Annotated in this window: 1 pseudogene; it reads left to right on the top strand. The window is 36.5% G+C overall.

Features of this window, described 5'->3' with window-relative positions:
• A pseudogene (locus tag SB772_RS45890) lies at positions 1 to 144 on the top strand (IscS subfamily cysteine desulfurase); the annotation flags it as partial.
• Positions 145 to 233: the final 89 nt, after the last annotated feature.

Consider the following 233-nt stretch of genomic DNA (forward strand, 5'->3'; position numbering starts at 1 on the left):
GGCCGTTATACTACTGACGAAGACATCGATACTGTTATCAAACAGATGCATGAAGCTGTTGACAAACTACGTGCCCTATGACCACTTTGGGATATGTACCAAGAAGGTGTTGATTTAAACTCAGTCGAGTGGGCTGAGCATTAATTTCAATATAGCTTTTTAATATAGCTAGCAACATATATTTATTAAACGATTGATCAGACAATTAAATTAAGCGTTTGACCCCAATTATC

The sequence above is a fragment of the Paraburkholderia sp. SIMBA_030 genome, assembly GCF_046535245.1.
Taxonomy (GTDB): domain Bacteria; phylum Pseudomonadota; class Gammaproteobacteria; order Burkholderiales; family Burkholderiaceae; genus Paraburkholderia.